The organism is Streptomyces sp. NPDC057438 (genome assembly GCF_042802995.1).
Lineage (GTDB): Bacteria > Actinomycetota > Actinomycetes > Streptomycetales > Streptomycetaceae > Streptomyces.
In genome coordinates this window covers 24429-42352 of the sequence record NZ_JBHVDD010000063.1, presented here as the reverse complement: position 1 = coordinate 42352, position 17924 = coordinate 24429, and the positions used below count along the sequence as shown (strand labels likewise).

13 protein-coding genes are annotated in these 17924 nt (G+C 74.6%); 8 read left to right on the top strand and 5 right to left on the bottom strand.

Annotated elements, in window-relative coordinates; genetic code table 11:
• The first annotated feature begins 270 nt into the window (after positions 1–270).
• The 4 genes from ACFU5F_RS28545 to ACFU5F_RS28530 all read left to right on the top strand — a co-directional run bounded on the left by ACFU5F_RS28545 (position 271) and on the right by ACFU5F_RS28530 (position 4964).
• A complete protein-coding gene (locus tag ACFU5F_RS28545) occupies positions 271–1689 on the top strand; it encodes a HEAT repeat domain-containing protein (protein ID WP_383893080.1) in 1419 nt (472 codons plus the stop codon).
• Between the two features lie 139 nt (positions 1690–1828).
• Entirely contained in the window at positions 1829–2959 is a 1131-nt protein-coding gene (locus tag ACFU5F_RS28540) for a glycosyltransferase family 4 protein (protein WP_383893077.1), read from the top strand.
• On the top strand, positions 2956–4119 hold the full coding sequence (locus ACFU5F_RS28535) for a glycosyltransferase (RefSeq protein ID WP_383893074.1): 1164 nt from the start codon (positions 2956–2958) through the stop codon (positions 4117–4119). Before ACFU5F_RS28540 ends, ACFU5F_RS28535 begins: the two co-directional genes overlap by 4 nt.
• A complete protein-coding gene (locus ACFU5F_RS28530; RefSeq protein ID WP_383893069.1) occupies positions 4116–4964 on the top strand; it encodes an SGNH/GDSL hydrolase family protein in 849 nt (282 codons plus the stop codon). The genes ACFU5F_RS28535 and ACFU5F_RS28530 overlap by 4 nt, the downstream gene beginning before the upstream one ends.
• Before the next feature lie 25 nt (positions 4965–4989).
• Here ACFU5F_RS28530 and ACFU5F_RS28525 read toward each other — a convergent pair whose 3' ends face one another.
• The 5 genes from ACFU5F_RS28525 to ACFU5F_RS28505 form a co-directional block, all read right to left on the bottom strand.
• Complete coding sequence (locus tag ACFU5F_RS28525; protein ID WP_383893066.1) at positions 4990–5862, bottom strand: biotin-dependent carboxyltransferase family protein; 873 nt, start codon at positions 5860–5862, stop codon at positions 4990–4992.
• Complete coding sequence (locus tag ACFU5F_RS28520; protein ID WP_383893063.1) at positions 5859–6470, bottom strand: allophanate hydrolase subunit 1; 612 nt, start codon at positions 6468–6470, stop codon at positions 5859–5861. The genes ACFU5F_RS28525 and ACFU5F_RS28520 overlap by 4 nt, the downstream gene beginning before the upstream one ends.
• Positions 6467–7225 (bottom strand): LamB/YcsF family protein, encoded by a 759-nt coding sequence (locus ACFU5F_RS28515; RefSeq protein ID WP_383893060.1) that lies wholly within the window; start codon positions 7223–7225, stop codon positions 6467–6469. The genes ACFU5F_RS28520 and ACFU5F_RS28515 overlap by 4 nt, the downstream gene beginning before the upstream one ends.
• Positions 7226–7249: 24 nt before the next feature.
• Entirely contained in the window at positions 7250–8053 is an 804-nt protein-coding gene (locus tag ACFU5F_RS28510; protein WP_383893127.1) for a putative hydro-lyase, read from the bottom strand.
• 74 nt (positions 8054–8127) lie between these two features.
• Positions 8128–9447, bottom strand: coding sequence for an MFS transporter (locus ACFU5F_RS28505; RefSeq protein ID WP_383893057.1), 1320 nt, complete (start codon positions 9445–9447; stop codon positions 8128–8130).
• 182 nt (positions 9448–9629) lie between these two features.
• Between ACFU5F_RS28505 and ACFU5F_RS28500 the strand changes: the two genes are divergently transcribed.
• From ACFU5F_RS28500 to ACFU5F_RS28485, 4 genes are all read left to right on the top strand, one after another.
• The gene (locus ACFU5F_RS28500; protein ID WP_383893054.1) at positions 9630–10325 is read left to right on the top strand and encodes a GntR family transcriptional regulator; all 696 of its coding nucleotides are present in this window, start codon (positions 9630–9632) and stop codon (positions 10323–10325) included.
• A gap of 225 nt (positions 10326–10550) precedes the next feature.
• Positions 10551–12074 (top strand): hypothetical protein, encoded by a 1524-nt coding sequence (locus ACFU5F_RS28495; protein WP_383893051.1) that lies wholly within the window; start codon positions 10551–10553, stop codon positions 12072–12074.
• A gap of 120 nt (positions 12075–12194) precedes the next feature.
• Positions 12195–13073: a hypothetical protein gene (locus tag ACFU5F_RS28490; protein WP_383893048.1), complete on the top strand. Its 879-nt coding sequence runs from the start codon at positions 12195–12197 to the stop codon at positions 13071–13073.
• 136 nt (positions 13074–13209) lie between these two features.
• Positions 13210–17910 (top strand): hypothetical protein, encoded by a 4701-nt coding sequence (locus ACFU5F_RS28485; protein WP_383893045.1) that lies wholly within the window; start codon positions 13210–13212, stop codon positions 17908–17910.
• Positions 17911–17924 lie beyond the last annotated feature (14 nt).

Below are 17924 nucleotides of genomic sequence, written 5' to 3'. Positions count from 1 at the left end.
ACGGGGGAGGCGGTACGGGGCCGCCGGATATTTCGGTCGCGGCAGCGAGAACCGCCGGGTCATCATGACGTCGTGATTCACGGACATGATGGCTGGGCAGGTGTTGCCGCACCGCGTGGGCCGTGACGCGGTCCGCATGGGCCACCGACGAGAGGCAGAGGAAGATGGTCTACAGCAAGCAAGAGACGGCGGGCGCACCGACGTGTTGTCACGCGGCCAGGTAAAGCGGAATCCCCGGTTGCGTCGACGCTTGATGTGAGGCTGTTTCCCATGTTCGAACCGGTCATAGCGCCCAGCGGTACGCTGCTCGGCCTGCTGCAGCGGGGCCGCGGCGACGGCACCCTGCACGCGCTCACCGCCCCGCGGGCCGAGGCGCTCGCGGCACTGAACCACTGCGTGCTGAGCGACCCCCGCCACGACTGGCAGGTGGAGAACCGCTCCCTGTACTACGCCCGTCTCTACCTCGACCTGAACGGTGAGCTCGACGAGATCGAGCGACACCTCTTCGACGCCGAGGACGTGCTCGACACCGACGAGTCACGCACCGGGCTGGCCCTCGCGGTCCTCGGGCACCTCGCCTCGTACGGCAGGCGGGACGCGCTCACCCTGTTGCGCCGGTACGCCGCCGTGGGCACCAGCTGGGCCTGGGCCCTCGACGAACTGGCCCTCAGGGACGACGACGAAGGGCTGCGCGCCCTCGCCGAACCCGTGCTCGCCCGCTTCACCACCGACCCCGAGGGCGAGGCCGAACTGGCCGCCACCGTCCGCGACGCCTTCGAGCCGCGGCCCTGGCGGCTGTGGGCCGACGACCCCCGGGAGGCGGTCGCCACGCGCGTGCGCGCCGCCCAGGAGACCGGCTGTTTCGACCGCTGGCAGCGGCAGATGCGGCCGAGCGGGCCCCGGCCGGGGTGGAGCGTCAAGGCCGTGTTCGAGTGGGCCCAGCAGGGCATCGAACGCGGAGCCGTCCTCCATGTCCCGGCCGCCCGGTGTCTCACGGCCGTCGCCGGCCCCGAGGACCGGCCCGAGATCCTCCTCGCGGCCCGGTCCGGCGACGACGGCGCCCGCTGCACCGCCCTGCGCTACCTCGCCGACGGCAACGATCCCGACGCCCTCGACCTGATCGAGGGCGCCGTGACCGACGGGACGACGATGGTCGTGGAGGCCGCCGTCGACGCCTTCGAACGGATGCGCAGTCTGGCCGCCGTCGACCGGGCCCGCGGCTGGGTGCACCGGCCCGACCCGCTGGGCGCAGCCGCCGGACGGATGCTCGCCTGCCTCGGTGGGACCAAGGACAGCGACCTGGTGCTGGGCGCGCTGCGGGAGGCGGTCCGGGGCGAAGGGCCCGACGCACCGACCCTGTGGACGCTCGTCGACGGCACCGGCCGCCTCGGCATCGCCTGCGCCGCGCCCGTCCTGCGGCATATCTACCGGGAGACCGCCTCCTCCCATCTCCGCGGCCGCGCCGCCCGCGCGCTCGCCGCCACCGACCCCTCCTTCCCGGCCGGGTTCGCCGTCGAGTGCCTCTGGGACTGCGAGGAGACCACCCGCGAGATCGCCGCCCGGCACGCCGAGACCGGCGACACCCGCGTCGTCGACCAGCTCCGCCGGCTCGCCGCCGACCCGGCCGAGGAGGACGACGTCCAGACGGCCGTACGCAGCCGGATCGGTCCCGACATGCCCGCCGTGTGAACACCCGGCGACCCGGAGGTCAGGAGGGCATGGACACGGCCTGACCTGGACAGGTGTGCAGCGCAACGCTCATGGGACGTTCTCCGCCCGGAAAGATCCACGTTGACGCGGCCACGTCCGGTACGACGACAACACGGGTATGCGTGTCGTCATCGTGACCGAGTCCTTTCCCCCCGATGTGAACGGCGTGGCCCACTGCGCCCTGCAGACCGCGCGGCACCTCGTAGCGCGGGGGCACGCCCCACTCGTCGTGGCCCCGGCCACCGCCCAGGGAACAGGGGGCGGAGCCGACCTCCGGGCGCCGTGCCCCGTCGTCCGCGTCCCCTCCCTCCCGCTCCCGGGCTACCCCCAGGTCCGGGTCGCCCTGCCCAGCCGCCGGGTCGCCGCGGCGATCGTCGAGCATCGGGCCGACATCGTCCATCTGGCCAGCCCCTTCGTCCTCGGTGTACGGGGCATGGCGGCCGCCGCCCGCCTCGGCGTCCCCGCCGTCGCGGTCTACCAGACCGACCTCGCCGGATATGCCCGCACCTACGTCCACGCCGGTGAGGCGGCGGCCTGGCGGCGCATCCGCTCCGTGCACGCCGCCGCCGACCGCACCCTCGCCCCGTCCAGCGCGGCCCTGCGCGACCTGGAGACACACGCTGTGCCCCGGGTCAGCCTGTGGCCGCGCGGAGTGGACACCGTCCGGTTCCGCCCCCAGCTGCGCGACGAGGCGCTGCGCCGCCGGCTGGCGCCGGGCGGGGAGCTGATCGTCGGATATGTCGGCCGCCTCGCCCCCGAGAAGCAGATCGAACTGCTCTCCGGGGTGTGCGGTCTGGACGGCGTGAAGGTCGTGATCGTGGGCGACGGGCCCAGCGAGCCAGGCCTGCGAGAGGCCCTGCCCGGGGCCGTGTTCCTCGGCCGCCGCATCGGCGACGAACTCGCCCGGATCTTCGCCTCCTTCGACGTCTTCGCCCACACCGGCCCCTTCGAGACCTTCTGCCAGACCGTGCAGGAGGCCATGGCCTGCGGAGTCCCCGTGGTGGCGCCGGCCGCCGGGGGACCGCTGGACCTCGTCGCCCACGGGCGCACGGGGCTCCTGGTCCCGCCGCGCGACGCGGCCGCCATGCACGACGCGGTGCGGTCCCTGGCCGACGACGCGGAGCTGCGGGCCGCGTACGGGGCCGCCGGGCGGGCCATGGTCGAGGGGCGCACCTGGGCGGCCGTCGGTGATCAGCTCATCGGGCACTACGCCGACGTGCTGTCGACGCGGACGGCGGTGGCCGCGTGAGCGGGGACGCCGCCCGGAAGCTGCGGATCGTACGGCTCGCCAACTTCGTCGCGCCCTCCTCGGGCGGTCTGCGCACCGCGCTGCGGGAACTCGGCAAGGGATACGAGGCCGCCGGGCACGAGGCCGTGCTCGTCGTGCCCGGCGAGCGGTACACCGACAGCGCGACCGAGCAGGGCAGGGTGATCACCCTGCCCGGACCGCTGCTGCCGGGGACCGGCGGCTACCGCGTCCTCATGGACAAGCGGCGGGTGGCCCGCCTGCTGGAGTCGCTGGGGCCCGACCGGTTGGAGGTCTCCGACCGGACCACGCTGCGCTGGACCGGGGCGTGGGCCCGGCGGGCCAGGGTGCGCGCGGTGATGGTCTCGCACGAGACCGCCGACGGGGTGCTGCGGACCTGGGGCCTGTCCGAGGGGATGGCCCGGCGGGCCTCCGACGCCCTCAACGTACGGACGGCCCGCACCTACGCGCGGGTGGTGTGCACCACCGAGTTCGCCGAACGGGAGTTCGTACGGATCGGTGCCCGGAACGTCGTCCGGGCACCGCTGGGCGTCGATCTCGTGGGACGGCATCCCGCCCTCCGGGACGCGGCGCTGCGCGGGCGGCACGCGCGCGAGGGCGAGATCCTGCTCGTGACGTGCTCCCGGCTGTCCGTCGAGAAGCGGCCCGGTACGGCCGTCGACGCCCTGGAGGCGCTGCTGCGGCGCGGACGGCGGGCCGTGCTGGTCGTCGCCGGTGACGGGCCGCTGCGCGGCAGGCTCGAACAGCGGGCGAAGGGGCTGCCGGTGACCTTCCTGGGGCATGTCGGGGACCGCGGCACGCTGGGCGCCCTCCAGGCCTGCGCCGATGTGGCCCTGGCCCCCGGGCCCGCCGAGACGTTCGGCCTCGCCGCGCTGGAGGCGATGGCCTGCGGGACGCCCGTGGTGGCCAGCTCGTCGTCCGCGCTGCCCGAGGTGATCGGCTCGGCCGGGGCGACGGCGGCGGACGACGGGAAGTCCTTCGCGGACGCCGTCGAGCTGCTGCTCGACCGGTCCTCCGAGGCCGACCGCAGGGGCGCGGCACGCGCGCGTGCCGAGTGCTTCGCCTGGCAGACCGCGGTGGACGCGTTCCTCGCCGCGCACGACGCCACCGTCGGACGCCCGGTACGGGAGGGTGTCGGATGAGAGCCGCACGGTTCGTGGCCCTCGGCGACTCCCTCACCGAGGGCGTGGGCGACCCGGTCGAGGGGGGCCGGCGGGGGTGGGCCGCGCTGCTCGCCGACGGGCTCGGACCCGTCGTGGAATTCACCAACCTCGCCGTCAGCGGCTCCCAGACACGCGATGTGCTCGACCGCCAGCTGGCCGCCGCGCTCGCCCTCCGCCCGGACATCGCCTCCGTCGTCATCGGCGTCAACGACACCCTGCGCTGCACCTTCGACATCCACGCCGTCGCCGCCCGCCTCGACGAGATCTACGCGGCCTTCCGGGAGCGGGGCGCAGTGCTGCTCACCGCGTGTCTGCCCGACCCCGGGGCGATGCTCGGCCTGCCCGGGGCGCTGGCCAGGCCGCTGGCCCGGCGGCAGCGGGCCGTCAACACCGTCGTGCACGCCCTGTCCGAGCGGTACGGGGCGGTGCATCTGCACGCCTCCGAGGGTGCCTGGCTGACGGACCGCGCGATGTGGAGCGCGGACCGGCTGCACCCCGGTGAGCGGGGGCACCGACAGCTCGCCGTCCGCTTCCACACCTTGCTCACGGAGGCGGGGATCGCCACGGGTCCCGCTCCTTCCGCGGAGCCGGAGCTCGCGGTGCCCACGCGCGGCGCCAGTCTCTGGTGGCTGGCCACCGCGGGTACGGGATGGGTCGCCAGGCGCTGCACCGACCTGCTCCCGCAGCTCCTCACCCTCGCCGCCGCCGAGGTCCGCCACAAGGCCCGCGGCACCAGCGCCCGACTGGATCTGTCCGCCTCCCACGCGGTCGCGTCGGCCCTGGCGGCGCTGTCCGCACCGGATCGGCGGCCGGAGGTGGCGTGAGGCGGCACCAGGGGAACGGCACCGGTCAACGGCGGTGTCGTACGGCGACGAACCGCACCGGTGTGCCCGGCACGGCCTGGGCCGCGCCGGGCAGGTCCGCCGGGTGCACCACCGCGATCACCGGGTAGCCCCCGGTGGTCGGGTGGTCGGCGAGGAAGACGACCGGGCGGCCGTCCGGCGGCACCTGGACGGCGCCCAGTACCATTCCCTCGCTGGGTAGTTCACCCGCCCGGGAGCGCTCCAGGGCGGGCCCCTCCGTGCGCAGCCCGATGCGGTTGCTCGCCGACGAGACGGTGTAGAGGCGCCCGGTGAGGGTGCGCAGCGCCACGTCCGTGAACCAGCCGTCGCGCGGGCCGAGGGTGACGCGCAGGACGAGCTCCGAGGGCGGCGCCGGGTGCGGGACGACGTCCGCGCGCGCGGGGAGGCTGCTCGGGCGTCCGAGCGGGAGCACCGTGCCGTCCGTGAGCGGCGGCGGGCCGAGGCCGGACAGCAGGTCCGTCGAGCGGCTGCCGAGGACCGGCTCCACGGTCACACCGCCGCAGACGGCGAGATAGCCGCGTACGCCGGCGCGTGCGGCCCCGATGTCCAGCACCGCCCCGCCGGGCACCCGTACGGGGGCACCCCAGGCCACCGGGCGGCCGTCCACGGTCACCGAGCAGGGGGCGCCGCCGACGGCCACGGTGACCGCCGAGCGGGGCCGCACGGAACAGCCGTTGAGGGTGGTCTCCAGGACGGCCGCGTCCGGGAGGTTGCCCACCAGACGGTTGACCAGGGCGGCCGCCGGTGCGTCCAGGGCGCCCGAGCGGGGCACGCCGAGGTGGGCGTGGCCGGGGCGGCCCCGGTCCTGGACGGTGGTCAGGGCACCGGCCCGGACGACGACGAGGGCGCGGTCGGTCACGGCACCGCCACCGGTGCGAAGCGGACCCGGGTACCCGGCGCCAGCAGAGCGGCCGGCACGCGCGCGTGGTCCCACAGAACGACGTCCGTCGTACCGATCAGCTGCCAGCCGCCCGGGGAGGAGCGCGGGTACACGCCGGTGTACGGGCCGGCCAGGGCCACCGACCCCGTAGGGACGGCCGTACGCGGGGTCGCCCGGCGCGGGACCTCGCGGGGCAGCCCGGTGAGGTAGCCGAAGCCCGGGGCGAAGCCGCAGAAGGCCACGCGGTACTCGGCCGCCGCGTGGATGCGGGCCACTTCGGCCTCGTCGACACCCCAGTGGGCGGCGACGTCCGGCAGGTCGGGGCCGTCGTACCGTACGGAGATCTCGACGACCTCCTCCGCGCGCGGCGGGACGGGCGGAACCTTCCAGGAGGCGAGGCGCTCGGCGAGACGGAGCGGATCGTCGAGGCCGTCCAGGAGGACCGTGCGGGCGGCGGGGACGATCTCGGCCACCGGCAGGTCGCCGCTCGCTCGACGACGCAGCAGCTCGGCGTGCAGGGCTTCGGCCTCCTCGCCCGTGCCCACCTCGATCAGCAGCGCGCGGTTCCCGACCGGCAGCGCCCTCATGAGAAGGCCTCCACGCTCACCCCCGCGGCCGCCAGCTCGGCCCGCACCCGCCGGGCCAGCTCCACGGCGCCCGGCGTGTCACCGTGCAGGCAGAGGGAGCGGGCCCGGACGAGGATGCGCTCCCCCGAGTGGGAGACGACCGTGCCGGAACGGGCCAGGCCGACGGACCGCTCGATCACGGTCTCGATGTCCGTGATCACGGCACCCTCGTGACCGCGCGGTGCCAGAGTGCCCTGGTCGGTGTACGCGCGGTCCGCGAACGCCTCGGTGACGGCGGCCAGACCGGCCCCCTCGGCCAGCTTGAGGAGCCACGAGCCGGGCAGGCCGAGGACGGGGAGCGTGGCGTCGGCGAGGCGGACCCCCTCGACCACCGCCGCCGCCTGTTCCTCGTCGTGCACGACCCGGTTGTAGAGCGCGCCGTGCGGCTTCACGTACGACACGCGCGTGCCCGCCGCGCGGGCGAAGACCTCCAGGGCGCCGATCTGGTAGGCCACCTCGGCCGCCAGTTCGGCGGGCGGCACGTCCATCGCGCGCCGCCCGAAGCCCGCCAGGTCGTGGTACGAGACCTGGGCCCCGACCCGTACGCCGCGCTCGGCCGCCAGTTCGCAGACCCGTCGCATGGTGGCCGCGTCCCCGGCGTGGAAGCCGCAGGCCACGTTGGCGCTGGTGACGACGGACAACAACTCCTCGTCGTCGGTCAGCGTCCAGCGGCCGAAGCCCTCGCCGAGGTCGGCGTTGAGATCGATGGAGCTCATGAATCCCATTCTCCCGCTTGTTCGTCACAGGACGCGGTACTGCTCGTCGCGGGCGTCGGTCAGGAGCATCTGGCCCGGCGCGTGGGTGATCGCGAACGGCGGGCGCGAGGCCGTCACCGCGGCCTGCGGTGTCACCCCGCAGGCCCAGAACACCGGGATGTCGTCCGGCTCCGCGTCCACCGGGTCGCCGAAGTCCGGACGGGACAGGTCCGCGATGCCGAGGCCCGCCGGATCGCCGCAGTGCACCGGGCCGCCGTGCACCGCCGGCAGCAGGCTGCTCTCGCGGATCGCGGTGGTCAGGTGCTCGGGCGGCACCGGGCGCATCGACACCACCATCGGGCCGCGCATCCGCCCGGCGGGCCGGCACCGGCGGTCGGTGACGTACATGGAGACGTTGCGGCCCTGCTCGATGTGGCGCATCGGGACGCCCGCCCCGGTCAGCGCCGACTCGAAGGTGAAGCTGCAGCCGATGAGGAACGACACCAGGTCCGTCCGCCAGAGGTCGACCACGTCCGTCGGCTCGGCCGTCAGCTCCCCGTGCTCCCAGACCCGGTAGCGCGGCAGATCGGTGCGCAGGTCCGCGCCCGCGGCGAGCGGTGTCGTCCACGCTCCGGCGTCCGTCACGTCGAGCACGGGACACGGCTTGGGGTTGCGCTGGCAGAACAGCAGCATGTCGTAGGCCCAGTCGGCGGGCACCGAGATCAGGTTCGCCTGGGTGTGGCCGGCGGCGACCCCGGCGGTGGGGCCGGTGGCGCCCGATCGGAACGCGCTGCGTGCCTTCTCGGGGGTCCACGCGTGCGCGTGCGGCTCGACGGAGGCAAGGGGCACCTCGTGCGGGGCGAGGGCCGCGGGCCGGTTCCTGGGGGTGCGGGCTCCGGGGTGGCCCTCGGTGGTCACGGGGTTCACACGAGTTCCTTTCCGCGTGTTTCCGGGAGACCGAGCAGGGCCAGCGCCGCCAGGCCGTAGCCGAGCGCGCCGAAGACCAGCGCGCCGCCCACGCCCCAGCTGTCGGCCAGGAAGCCGACGGTGGTGGGGAACACGGCTCCCACGGCCCGCCCGGTGTTGTAGGTGAAGCCCTGTCCGGTGCCCCGGACGGCCGACGGGTACAGCTCGCTGAGGTACGAGCCGAAGCCGCTGAAGATCGCCGACATGCAGAACCCCAGCGGGAAGCCGAGCACCAGGAGAAGGGTGCCGGCGCCGCTCGGGATGTTCGCGTACGCCAGGATGCACAGCGCCGAGAGCACGGCGAACAGCCAGATGTTCCGGCGGCGCCCCAGCAGGTCCGTGAGATACCCGCCGGTGAGGTAGCCGATGAAGGCGCCGGATATCAGGAACGCGAGGTAGCCGCCGGTGCCGACGACCGACAGACCCCGCTCGGTCTTGAGATAGGTGGGCACCCAGGTCGCCAGCGTGTAGTAGCCGCCCTGGACGCCGGTGGAGAGCAGCACCGCGAAGACCGTGGTGCGCAGCAGACCGGGCGAGGCGGCCGTGCCCCGCCGGAAGATCACGGCGAACGAGCCCTTCTCGGCGCTCCCCTCCCGCGCGGCGGCGGCCTGCGGGGCGTCCTCGACCGAGCGCCGCACCCAGATCACGAGCAGCGCGGGCAGCGCGCCGGTCCAGAACATCACCCGCCAGGCCAGGTCGTCGTCGAGGAGGGAGAAGACCGCCGTGTAGACGATCACCGCCAGCCCCCAGCCGACCGCCCAGGAGCTCTGGATCGCGCCGAGCGTACGCCCCCGGTGCTTCGCGCTCGCGTACTCGGCGACCAGGATCGCGCCGACCGCCCACTCACCGCCGAAGCCCAGGCCCTGAAGGGCACGGAAAACCAGCAGGGTCTCGTAGTTGGGCGCGAACCCGCAGGCCACGGTGAAGACGGCGTACGTGATCACAGTGATCATCAGCGCCTTCACCCGGCCGATCCGGTCCGCGAGCACCCCTGCGCCGGCGCCGCCGATGGCCGAGACGACCAGGGTGACCGTGGTGAACAGCCCTGTCTGGCCGTTGTCCAGGCCGAAGTAGGCCGTGAGCGCGACCATGCTCAGCGGCAGCGTGAAGTAGTCGTACGAGTCGAGGGCGTAACCGCCGAAAGCGCCGCCGAAGGCGCGGCGCCCGCGGGGGCCGAGGGCGCGCAGCCAGCCGAACGCGCCGTCGTCGGAGGCCGGCCGGCCCGGATCGGGCCGGGTCGTGGCGGTCGGGACCTGGGAGGGAGGGGGCGTACTCATGGGCACCTCGCAGTGAGGGGGAGAGTGCGTGATACGTGCGTGAGACGGGGGCCGGGCCGTGCCGGAACGCGTGGCGCCGAGCGTGGAGCGGAGGGGGCGCCTGTCCAGCAAGGTAGAGGATCGTTGAACGATCCTTCAATACCTGTGTTGTTTCGTTCTCGGGTCTGCGATTGAATTCCGGCATGGCCGCCGAACTGACCGGACTCGCCGACGACCGGGCCCTCCTCGGGCGCACCAGCACCGCCGAGCGGGTCTCGGACATCCTGAGGAGCCGGATCGCCGACGGCTTCTTCCCGCCCGGGACACGGCTGTCCGAGGACAGCATCGGCGGCGCCCTCGGCGTCTCCCGCAACACCCTCCGCGAGGCGTTCCGCCTGCTCACCCACGAACGGCTCCTCGTCCACGAGCTCAACCGCGGTGTCTTCGTGCGGGTGCTGACCGTCGAGGACGTCGAGGACATCTACCGCACCCGCCGTCTCGTCGAGTGCGCCGTCGTACGCGGTCTGGGAGCCCCGCCGTACGGCCTTGACCGGCTCGCCGAGGCCGTCGCGGAAGGACAGCGGGAGGCCCACGAGGCCGACTGGAGGGGCGTCTCCACCGCCAACATCCACTTCCACCGCGAACTGGTCGCCCTCGCAGGCAGCGCCCGCACCGACGAGCTGATGCGCAGCGTCTTCGCCGAACTCCGGCTCGCGTTCCACGTGGTGGACGATCCGCGCGAGCTGTACGAGCCGTACCTGGCGCGGAACCAGCTCATCCTGCGGACCCTCCGGCGCGGGGAGCGCGAGGAGGCCGAGCGGCTGCTGGCGGACTACCTCGACGACTCGCTGCGGAACCTGGTCGCGGTGTACGGGAGGCGGGTCGCCGAGGTCTCCTGAGACGCCCGGGCCGAGCACGGCCGTCACGGCATCGGTGGCGCCGTAAGGCCCGTTTGAGGTCGCCACGGCCTGGGGGAGTTGCCACGGCCTGGGTGAAGTCGTCCCGGCCCGGGTTAAGTCGTCCCGGCGCGGGTGAATCGGTCACGGCCACGGTGACACCGTGCCGGCCCTCGCCCGGCGGAACGATTTGGGTCGATGTCAGACCCAGGACCTAGTCTGTGCACCGTGACTTCACCGGCATCGACGGACAGCGTTCCGCCCCAGCTCGGCGCGGGGCCGCGCCCTGCCCCGGGCCCGGCCGCCGACGAGGGACTGGCGCGGCGGCTGCGCGCGCTCGCCTGCACCGCGCCGCTGCACGACCTGGACACGCGCAAGGCGAACCTCGCCGGCGAGTACTCGGTGTACGGCATGGCGGAGGTGGCCCTCGCCGCCATCGACCTGGTCACCCTGAACATGGACTTCGACACCGGCGCGGACCACGACCAGATCGTCGCCCGGCTCATCCCGCGCATCGCCGCCCAGGCCCCCCGGCGGCCCGTCGAGGAGCACGAGCGGGTGGCCCGCTGGGTCCTGGAGAACCTGATCAACGTCGGCAGTGTCGACCGCGGCTTCCGTGCCGTGTACGGGACGTTCGCGCCCGACGGCACCTATGTCCGCCGCGACTACGACTTCAAGCTGATCGAGGAGGTCCCCGGCTACGGGGGCGGTGTCTACCTCCGCACGACCGACGAGGCCGTCAACGTCCTGGTGGGCGCCCTCGACACCGATGTCACCAGCGCCCAGATCGCCGCCGAGGTCAAGCTGGAGGTCCTGATCAGCCGGGGCAGGCTCGCCGACGCTCAGCTCGCCGCCGAGCAGGCCCGCTACCGGACCGTGCAGTACTCCGAGACGCTGCGCAGGGCCCTGGACGCCACCCGGCGCAACGTCCGCGCGGTCGACTGGCTCCGGACCGTGCCCGACATGATCGCCGAGGCACTCGACCACGTCGCCGACCGCTACCGTCACGAGAACGCGATCCTCACCAACATCCGCAAGGCACGCGACGAGTCCGAGGAACCCGAGCACAAGCGGCGCGCCGCCGAACTCGTCGACATCGTCAAGGACTGCATCCGACGGCACACACAGCTGCAGTCGAGGCTGCTGGAGGCCGGGCCGCTGTTCCGCGCGGAGCAGGACCGGCAGGCCTTCGCCACCCCGATGACCACCTCGGGCACGGACATCTACGGCCATCTCCTGGCGCCGCTTCTTCCGCTGCCCGTGGAGCAGGCACGCCGGGTGACCGACGCGTTCTTCGCTCGCGGGACGGGACTGCGCACACCGGGGTCCGTGCGGGTCGGGGACCTCGTCGAGCTGCTGTTCACGCCCCCCGTGGAGCGCGAGCACCTCGGCGCGGAGATGCCCGAGCCCGACCTGATCGCCACACCGGACGACAGTCGCTTCAGCGAGGAGCAACTGGCGGCGGCGAAGGAACTGCTCGACCTGCCGGCGGACGCGCCCCGGCGGCTGTCCGGACTGCTGGCGGAGGCCCGGCTCCAGGATCCCGAACTGCCCTATCTGGTCGCCCTCCTGGCCGTGCACGCGGCGAGCCCGCCGGTCGGGACGGCCTACCGGCAGGGCGAGGCGAAGCTGCTGTTCTCCGTGGACGACGGGGTGGAGCTTGACGATCCCGAGTTCGGCGGGGCCGATCTGATCGTGGGCACGGCCCTGCTGGACGCGGCCGGGATGGCGGCGGACCGGGAGGCGGCGTGAGGGCCCCCCGGGAGCCGCGCCCGTGGTGCCGCCGCCGGCCGTCCACGGCCTGTCGCCCGGCGCCCCGCACTCCTGACTTCACCGCCCCCACCCTCGTCCGTCCGACCAAGGAGTTCCGCTGTGAGTGAGCACGTCGAGTGGAGCGAGCCGGAGACGGCCGCCGCTCCGGTGGCCGCGCCCCTCACTCCCGCCGACGCCGCCGACGCCGCCCGGCTCGTCGCCTTCGGGCTGCAGCCCAAACTGCAGCCCGCCCGGGACCAGGAGTACGGCGAACTGCTCCGGCGGTACCGGGAGGATCCGGGGTTCGCGCGGCTCGCCGATGCCGTGGCCGCCGGGCTGGGACTGATCGTGCTGGAGGTGTCACCGCGGGCGGGCATGGCGGTGACGGCGGCCGAGGACTCCGTCTTCGCCGTGCGGATGGGTGACTACGCGCGACGGACGGCGGCCGACTCGGTGGACCGGTTCCTGCACGGGCTGGCCCATCTCGCGGTGGCCGCCATGGCGTTCCCCCGGCCCGAGGACCTCGCGGACGACGGATACATCGGGCGGGTCTCGGTCAACGGCGTCGACGCCTTCGTGCGGCAGGCCTGCCGCCGGCTGGAGGAGCGCGCCGAGGAACTGGGGGAGAACACCGACCCGGCGACCGACGCGCCGGGCCTGGAGTCGGCCTGGCGGACCTGGGCGAGACGCAGCTCCACCGGCGCCACCAAGGACGCGCGCAGGCTGGCCGGGTCCACCACCGGCATCATCGGCAAGGCGGTGGGCTTCCTGACCGACTCGGGCTTCCTCCAGCGCACCGGGGACGACAACGGCGGTACGTACCGGACGACCGCGCGGTACCAGCTCCAGGTGCGGGACATGGCGGGCAGCGCCGCGATGGCCGAACTGCTGGAGCTGGGCGTCGTGCCCGTCACCGACGGCTCGGCCACGCTGCTGCCCGCCGAGGACACCGACGACCTGGAACTGGTGGCCGACGCAGGACTGCCCTTCCACTCCTGACCGCCGCCGGCCGCTCCCGGGCACCACGACCACCCGCCCGTCCTCACGACCGCCCCCGCCCCCACGACCCCGCTCGACGGTCCGCCGTCACCACCGCACCGCACGAACCCCCTTACGACCGCGAAAGTCCGCCGCCATGTACGAGCTGTCCCGGGTCCGCCTCTACTCCATCGGGCCGGCCGGTGCGCGCTACGCCGACACCGTGCTGGACCTGCGGGGTGTCGGCGCGTACGTGCCCGACCCCGCACCGCAGCAGGCGGAGTTCTTCGAGGAGGAACCCACCGGCCCGCCGCGCCGCCCGGCACCGGCGGGTGTCCTCTTCCTGGAGAACGGCGGCGGCAAGTCCGTCCTGCTCAAACTGATCTTCTCGGTGATGCTGCCCGGCCACCGCAACACCCTGGGCGGTGCCAGCTCGGGTGTGCTGCGCAAGTTCCTGCTGGCCGACGACTGCGGGCACGTCGCCCTGGAGTGGCAGCACACCCTGACCGGCGAGTGCGTCGTCGTGGGCAAGGTGAGCGAGTGGCGGGGCCGGCAGGTCTCCAATGACCCCCGCAAGTTCGCCGAGGCCTGGTACTCCTTCCGGCCCGGCCCGGGGCTGAGCCTGGACAACCTGCCCGTGGCCGAGTCCACCGCCGTACGCCCGCCCGTCGAGGGCGCGTCCGGTGCCCAGGGACGGCGGCGGACGATGAAGGGCTTCCGGGACGCCCTCACCGAGGCGGGCAAGGCGTATCCGCACCTCGAAGTGCACTGGGAGGAGATCCACGACCGCTGGAACGAGCATCTGACCGACCTCGGCCTCGACCCGGAACTCTTCCGCTACCAGCGGGAGATGAACGCCGACGAGGGCGAGGCCGCCGGACTCTTCGCGGTGAAGAAGGACTCCGACTTCACCGACCTGCTGCTGCGGGCCGTCACCGACACCCGGGACACGGACGGACTGGCCGACCTGGTCGGCGGGTTCGGCGACAAGCTCGGGCGGCGGGCCGAGCTGATCGCCGAGCGGGACTTCACCGCCGGGTCCGTCGATCTGCTCGGGCGGATCGTCGAGGCCGCCGAGGCCCGTTCCCGGGCCCGGGACGTCCACGCGGGCGCCGAGCGCCGCACCCGCACCCTGGCCCGCCGCCTCTCCGCGCGGGCCGCCCGGGAGCGGCTGCGGGGCACCGACCTCGCCCAGCGGACGACCGCCGCCGCGTACGCGGTCACCCACTCCGAGGCCGCCCGGGACCGCAGCGCCCAGATCGCGGCCGAACTCGCCTACCGGCACGCCTCGTTGGCGCTGGCCGCCGCGGAGAAGTCGGCCGCCTCGCAGAAGCGTGAGCTGGCCGACGCGCGCACCCTGCACTCCGCCTGGCAGGCCGCCGAGGCCGTGCTCCGGCACCGGGCCGCCGCCGACCGTGTCGCCCGCGTGGCCGCCGCCATCCAGGAGGCCGAACGGGACGCCGCCCCCGCGCTCGCCGCCCGAGCCAGGGCCGCCGTCGACCTCGTCCGCGCCCTGCACGCCGCAGCCGAGAGCGCCGAGAACCTGGCCAACGAGGGCGAGGAGAAGTCCGCGGCACTGCAGGAGGCAGGCGAGGCCGCCCACCGGGACGCGACCGTCGCCGCCACCGAGGCGCAGCGCGCCCGCAGCGAGGCCGGTCACCTCAAGCAGCGGCTCGGCGAGGTCGAGCAGGAGACCGCCGAGGCCGTCCGCGCCGGCTGGCTCGACGACACCGCCCCCGACGCCGATCCGGCCCGCGCCGCCCTCGCCGCCAGCGACGCCGAGAAGACGGCCGTCGCCGCCTGGGACACCGCGCGCGATGCCTCGCGCCGCGCCGCCGAACACGCCCGGGAGGCGGCCTCCGCCGAGTCCCGCGCGGAACTGACGGCCGCCCGCGCGGCGGACGCGGCGACCGCCGCCGAGCGCGCCCTCGACGGGGAGCTGCGCACCGCGGAGGCACTCGCGGCGGAGGAGCGGCTGGCGGAGCTGCTGAGCCTGCCGGGTACCGCCGGCCGCACACGCCCCGGGGTGCCGGTGCCCCGCAGGGCAGAGCCGTCCGACGGCGACAGCACGGGGACCGCCGGCGCGGCGGCCGACGACGCCCGTACGACGGCCGGGCGTTCCGCCGCCGACGGCTCGCTCACCCCCGAGGAGCTGGACCGCTTCGCCGACGAACTGCGCGAACTGCTCGACGACAACGTGTCGTCCGCCGAGCGCCACCTCTTCGACCTGCGCACCGCCGCCGCCGACGACGCGCGCATCCTGGGCGCCCTCGGCGACGGCGGGCTGCTGCCGCCCGGCCCCGACGTCCTGGCCACGGTCGAGTTCCTCGGCGAGCACGGCATCCCCGCCCTGCCCGGCTGGCGCTACCTGGCCCAGGCCGTCGACCCCGTCGACCACGCCCGCGTGCTGGCCGCGCGCCCGGAGCTGGTCGACGGCGTGATCATCACCGACCCGGACTCGCACGCCCGGGCCCGCGAGGCGCTGAGCGACGCGGCACTCCTCCCGAGGTCCGCCGTGGCCGTCGGCACGGCGGCCGCCCTGCTGGCCCCGACCCCGCCGGCCGACGCGGGCGACGGCCCCTCCTCCGACGTGTTCCTCGTGCCGCCCAACCCGGCCATGCACGACGAACACGCCGCCGACGAGGAACGGCAGGCGCTGCGCGCGCGGGCGACCGAGCGGGACGAGGAGATCCGGCGGCTGGCGGCCCGGCTGGGCAAGGACCGCGAACTGGCGGCCCGCCTCTCCTCGTGGCGCACGGGGTGCCCGGCGGGCAGACTCACCGAACTGGCCGGCGCCGCGCGGGAGACGCGGGCGTTCGCCGAGGAGGCCGAGGCCGAGCTGTCGGAGGCGCGGACCGTCCGGGCCGAGGCCGACGAGGCGGCGGCCGAGGCGGCCCACGTGCGTGACGAGCGGCAGGAGGCCGCACAGAAGGCCCGCCGTGCCGCGGACGCCCTCGCCGGACTGGCCTTCCGGCTGCGTGAACGTGCCGGATGGCAGGCCAAGCTCCGCGAACTCGCCGACGAGGCCGCCGAGTCCGAGGCCCGCGCCCAGTCCTGTCTGGAGCGCGCCCGGGCGGCCGACGAGGACCGCCGCGCCACCCAGCGCGCCGCCGACGACGCCCGCCGCACGGCGCGTGCGCTGCGCGCCGAGCGCGCGGAGATCGCCGGCGCCCCCGACGACGTACCGGAGACCGGCCCCGACGCGCCCCAGCACCCTCTCGCGGCCCTCCGCGAGGCGTACCGCGCCGCCTCCCAGGTGTACGAGAAGGTGGGTGTCGGCGCCGATCTGCGCGCCGAGCAGGCGCGGGCCGAGAGCGACGAGAGCTCCGCGATCGCCGAACTCGGCCGGCTGACCAACAAGGTGCGCAACCGCGCCGAGCAGCTTCTGCAGTCCCCGGACGGTTCCGACGCCCCCTCCCGGCAGGCCGCCGTCGCCCGCGCCGAGGAGCTGGTCCAGCTCCTGGAGAGCCGGGTGTCCCTGTCGAGCGAGCAGCTCGGGCGACTGCGCGGCGAGGCCGAGCGGCACGCCCCCGAGGACGGCGACGCGCACACCGAGCTGCCCGGGGAACTGCTCCCGCGCGACGCCGAGCACGCCCAGGGCCTGCTGCGCACCGCCACCGCCGAACTCGCCTCCCGGGCCGAGGCGCTGACCCGGGCACGCGAGGCCCACACCGAGCTGCTGGAGTCCCACCGCGCCGCCGAGGACGCGGCCGGCGGCTTCGACGAGACCGCCGCCCTGCTCCGGGACCTCCTGCGCGACCACTCCACGGACGAGGACCAGGAGGAGACCGAGCCCTACCCCGGCGGACCCGAGGAGGCGCGCAGGGCCGCCGCCGAGGCCCGCCGCTCCCTGCGCGGCTGCGCCGCCGACCTGTCCGCCGCCGAGGGGGCCGTGCGCGAGGCCAGTGACATCCTCGTACGTCACGCCAACTCCACCCGCTACGAGCAGGTCCGCACACCCGCCCGCCAGCAGATCCGCGAGCTGCCGGCGGCCTCGCTGCCCGAGCACGCCCAGAAGTGGGCCGACGCGTTCGCGCCCCGGCTCCGGGTCCTCACGGACGAGCTGGCGCAGCTGGAGCGCAACCGGGACTCCATCGTCGACCGGCTGCGTGGCCTGGTGGAGTCGGCCCTCGCCACGCTCCGCTCCGCCCAGCGGCTGTCCAGGCTCCCCGAGGGGCTGGGGGAGTGGTCCGGCCAGGAATTCCTGCGCATCCGCTTCGAGGAACCCGACCAGGCCACCCTCACCGAGCGGCTCGGCGAGGTCGTCGACGAGGCGACCCGTGCGGCCGTGAAGAAGAACTCCGACATGCGCCGCGACGGCATGTCCCTACTGCTGCGGGGGGTCAGCGCCGCACTGCAGCCCAAGGGCATCGCCGTGGAGATCCTCAAGCCGGACGCCGTGCTGAGGGCCGAGCGCGTCCCCGTCGGACAGATGGGCGACGTCTTCTCGGGCGGCCAGCTGCTCACGGCCGCCATCGCCCTCTACTGCACGATGGCCGCGCTCCGCAGCAACGACCGGGGGCGGGACAGGCACCGCCACGCCGGCACGCTGTTCCTGGACAACCCCATCGGCCGCGCCAACGCGACGTACCTGCTGGAACTCCAGCGGGCGGTCTCGGACGCCCTGGGCGTCCAGCTCCTCTACACCACCGGCCTCTTCGACACGACCGCGCTGGCGGAGTTCCCGCTCGTCATCCGCCTGCGCAACGACGCCGACCTGCGGGCGGGCCTGAAGTACATCAGCGTGGAGGAACACCTCCGCCCGGGACTGCCCAAGCAGCCCCGGGCGGGGGAGGCGGCGCACACGGAGATCACCGCGACGAGGATGTACCGGAGGCCCACGTCGACCGCGCCCTGACGGGGCGCGGGGAC

Bases quoted from the DNA above. Each gene is read 5' to 3' on its own strand.
- ACFU5F_RS28520 (WP_383893063.1), bottom strand. From the start codon at position 6,470: ATGAGGGCGCTGCCGGTCGGGAACCGCGCGCTGCTGATCGAGGTGGGC.
- ACFU5F_RS28515 (WP_383893060.1), bottom strand. From the start codon at position 7,225: ATGAGCTCCATCGATCTCAACGCCGACCTCGGCGAGGGCTTCGGCCGC.
- ACFU5F_RS28545 (WP_383893080.1), top strand. From the start codon at position 271: ATGTTCGAACCGGTCATAGCGCCCAGCGGTACGCTGCTCGGCCTGCTG.
- ACFU5F_RS28485 (WP_383893045.1), top strand. From the start codon at position 13,210: ATGTACGAGCTGTCCCGGGTCCGCCTCTACTCCATCGGGCCGGCCGGT.
- ACFU5F_RS28540 (WP_383893077.1), top strand. From the start codon at position 1,829: ATGCGTGTCGTCATCGTGACCGAGTCCTTTCCCCCCGATGTGAACGGC.
- ACFU5F_RS28500 (WP_383893054.1), top strand. From the start codon at position 9,630: ATGGCCGCCGAACTGACCGGACTCGCCGACGACCGGGCCCTCCTCGGG.
- ACFU5F_RS28505 (WP_383893057.1), bottom strand. From the start codon at position 9,447: ATGAGTACGCCCCCTCCCTCCCAGGTCCCGACCGCCACGACCCGGCCC.
- ACFU5F_RS28530 (WP_383893069.1), top strand. From the start codon at position 4,116: ATGAGAGCCGCACGGTTCGTGGCCCTCGGCGACTCCCTCACCGAGGGC.